Source organism: Jezberella sp. (assembly GCF_964834465.1).
In genome coordinates this window covers 1-3,279 of the sequence record NZ_CBAZRM010000044.1, presented here as the reverse complement: position 1 = coordinate 3,279, position 3,279 = coordinate 1, and the positions used below count along the sequence as shown (strand labels likewise).

3 protein-coding genes are annotated in these 3,279 nt (G+C 52.0%); 2 read left to right on the top strand and 1 reads right to left on the bottom strand.

Going from position 1 to position 3,279, the window contains the following annotated elements; translation table 11 throughout:
- Nucleotides 1-129 precede the first annotated feature (129 nt).
- Together AC1W8Y_RS14980 and AC1W8Y_RS14975 are read left to right on the top strand one after the other, a co-directional pair.
- Nucleotides 130-1,575 (top strand): N-acyl-D-amino-acid deacylase family protein, encoded by a 1,446-nt coding sequence (locus AC1W8Y_RS14980; RefSeq protein WP_482015292.1) that lies wholly within the window; start codon nt 130-132, stop codon nt 1,573-1,575.
- Nucleotides 1,576-1,606: 31 nt separating this feature from the next.
- Entirely contained in the window at nt 1,607-2,245 is a 639-nt protein-coding gene (locus AC1W8Y_RS14975) for a 2-dehydro-3-deoxy-6-phosphogalactonate aldolase (protein ID WP_482015291.1), read from the top strand.
- A 10-nt stretch (nt 2,246-2,255) separates the two neighbouring features.
- On the opposite strand, the gene AC1W8Y_RS14970 is transcribed toward AC1W8Y_RS14975, so the two are convergent.
- Nucleotides 2,256-3,059 (bottom strand): pirin family protein, encoded by an 804-nt coding sequence (locus AC1W8Y_RS14970; protein WP_482015290.1) that lies wholly within the window; start codon nt 3,057-3,059, stop codon nt 2,256-2,258.
- Nucleotides 3,060-3,279 lie beyond the last annotated feature (220 nt).

The following is a 3,279-nucleotide window of genomic DNA, read 5'->3' as shown; positions in this document are numbered from 1 at the left end:
TTTGGTTGCTTGCGGTATTTCGCACCCGTGCACGACCTTCGATAAATGGGCGCTGATGTTGATTGCCAACGACAACTACCAAGTTGTTTCCGCTATCAATACCTTTTTTTAAAGTTGAGCCGGCCCACTATGCAATTCGATATCGTCATCAGAAACGCCACCGTCATCGACGGCACTGGCAGCCCTGCCTATTTGGCTGATCTGGGTATTAGTAACAAGAAAATCGCCGCCTTGGCGCAGCCACAATCTAAATCGATCAACGGCGCTATGATTATCGACGCAACCGGCTTAGTAGTGAGTCCAGGTTTTATCGACGTACACACCCACGATGATCGCGAGCTAATCGATCATCCCGCCATGCTACCTAAATTAACGCAAGGCGTAACCACGGTCATTACGGGTAATTGCGGCATCAGCTTAGCCCCGTGGAAAGCAGATCGCGAAGTGCCCGCGCCCTTAAATTCAATCGGCCAGCAAACCGACTATCGCTATGCCAGCGTCGCAAACTATTCGGCAGCAGTGCGCGCCGCCCAACCGGCGATTAATGTGGGCATGTTGATCGGCCATTCCACATTGCGCGTGAACGCGGTTAACGAGTTAACTCGCGGAGCCAATGAAGCTGAAATCGAAGCGATGCAAGCGCTGCTCGAAGAAGGCATGCAAGCCGGAGCGCTAGGATTTAGTTCAGGCTTGTTTTACCAAACCAGCAAAGCTGCCGATAATAACGAAGTCATCGCATTAGCCAAAGTCGCCGCGCAAGCAGGTGGCGTGTACACATCGCATATTCGCGATGAATACAACGGCGTGATGGCATCGTTAGCCGAAGCCTGCGACGCCGGCGTCGCTGCCAACCTGCCAGTAATCTTATCGCACCATAAATGCGCTGGCCCCGCCAATTGGGGCCGCACGACAGAGACACTGGCCTATATCGAACAACGTCGCACACAACAAGCATTAGGGCTTGATGCCTATCCCTACACGGCAGGTTCGACCGTGCTCGACCCTGCTTATGTCGATGGCATCATCCGCATCATGGTGAGTTTTTCTAAACCCTTCCCTGACATGGCGGGGCGCGATTTAGCCGACATCGCTGCTGAGTGGAAGGTAGACCAACAAGAAGCAGCACGCCGTTTGCATCCGGCTGGCGCGGTGTATTTTCAAATGCGCGAAGACGATGTGCAGCGCGTATTGAGCTACCCGCACACGATGATAGGCTCGGACGGATTGCCGCACGACAGCCATCCGCACCCGCGTTTATGGGGCGCATTCCCGCGCGTGCTTGGTCATTATTGCCGCGACGAGCGTTTGTTTAACTTGGCGGATGCAGTGCACAAAATGACGGGGCTGTCGGCGAAAAATTTTGGCATCAAAAAGCGCGGTCAAATTGATTTGGGTTACTGGGCTGACTTAGTTATTTTTGACCCTGCTACGATCTCAGATCAGGCCACTTTTGCCCAACCTAAAGTGGCGGCTAAAGGCATACATTGGGTGCTGGTCAATGGTGAAATTGCGCTAGATAATTCCGGCCCAACCAAGGCACGCAATGGACAAGTTTTGCATCGTCAAAACGATTAATTTATTTCGCTCTCACAAAATCTCAATTCCTATGACAAGCGCACCTTCACTCGCCGCCTATTTATCCTCCATCCCCTTGGTGGCAATTCTGCGCGGCATCCAAACGCACGAATGCCAAGCGATTGTTGATGTGCTATACGAGAGCGGTTTGCGTTGCATCGAGATTCCATTAAATTCACCGGACGCGATTCGCAGTATTGAAGTACTGGCTAAAACGATGCCAGCCGATTGTTTATTAGGCGCGGGTACGGTTTTAACTTTAGGCGCACTCAACGACGTCGCAAACGCGGGCGGTAAGTTAATCGTGATGCCGCATTGCGACCCAGAGCTAATCACCCATAGCGCGGCTTCTGGCTTGTATTCGATTCCGGGTGTGGCGACAGTGAGCGAAGCATTCAGCGCACTAAAACACGGGGCGAATGCGCTCAAATTATTTCCGGCTGATTCGGTTTCACCAACTGCGTTAAAAAACTGGCGCACGGTTTTACCGAAAGAGACTATTTGCCTGCCAGTCGGCGGAATCAGTCCCAACAATATGGACGCTTACTTGCAAGCGGGAGCAAATGGATTCGGCTTGGGCGCAGCCCTGTATCAGGCCGGAATGAGTGCAGAGCAAGTTAAGCACAACGCGCAACAATTTATTGCTAACTTGCCCCACACAAGGAATTAAAAAATCCCCATCATTTTTTGAGCGTCGCGCCGATTTCCTTAATCCGTCGCTCGCCAATCGCCAGCCGCTCGTCCGAGGAATGTACTGAGTAGTAACCCATCGCTAGCTCTTGCGGCGCTTTGACTGCCGAGGCGACCAAAAAGCCTACATTGGTAGCGGCTTTAAATTCCAGCGCGCCGTTGCCTTCTTCGAATACCGCCAACTCGCGCTCAAGCTGTTCGCCGTTGACCACAAGCTGCCCCGCTTGCGCGAAAGTCCATGCGATGTTGTGTTGACTGGCGGGTTGGTAAGTCCATTTGTCGCCCGCTTGCAATTCAACCCACAAATAACACACATCAAACGGCGCGGCGATTTGACTCACCAAGTTGTGATATTGGCCCACTAACAACGTTACAGGACTAGCAGTCGGAACGTTCGTCGGTTGCAAAAATTGCGCGCTCGGTTCGGCCAATTCGTGTGAGGGCGGCAAAGCAAACCACGTTTGAAAACCTTGCATCTGCGTGCCATTAAGTGGTCGTGCTTTGTGCCAAATTCCGCCACCTGTCATCACCCATTCAACGCCGCGCTGCTTGACCAAATCAACCTGCCCGCTAGAAGTGGTGTGCTCCATATCAAACGTTAGGGGAAAGGTCAGCGTGGCAATACCGGAATGCGGATGAAAGCCGAAATTAGGCCCATCGCCAACCGCATCCACATAATCCAAAAAAATAAACGGCTTGAGCAATTGCCCCAAATCGCCAGGACTCATCAGCCGCGTAATTGGGCCGTGGCGATTTCCAGCGGTACGCGCAACGATTTTTCGTGGACTGGTCATGGAAGTCTCCTGGGTTGTGTAGCGGCAATTTTACCAACATTAGATCGATTGGATTAATCTGAATCCAAATTGTGTTTCTGCCCAAAGCGATTAAATTTGGCTGACTGAATTATGTTGAACCCTACCCGCGTTGCGTTGTTCCCTTCGCGCCGCGATCGACAACCAATCCCGTGACAAGGCAATGACAGAATCAATTTAGCAGCAGATTATGACCCGTAAC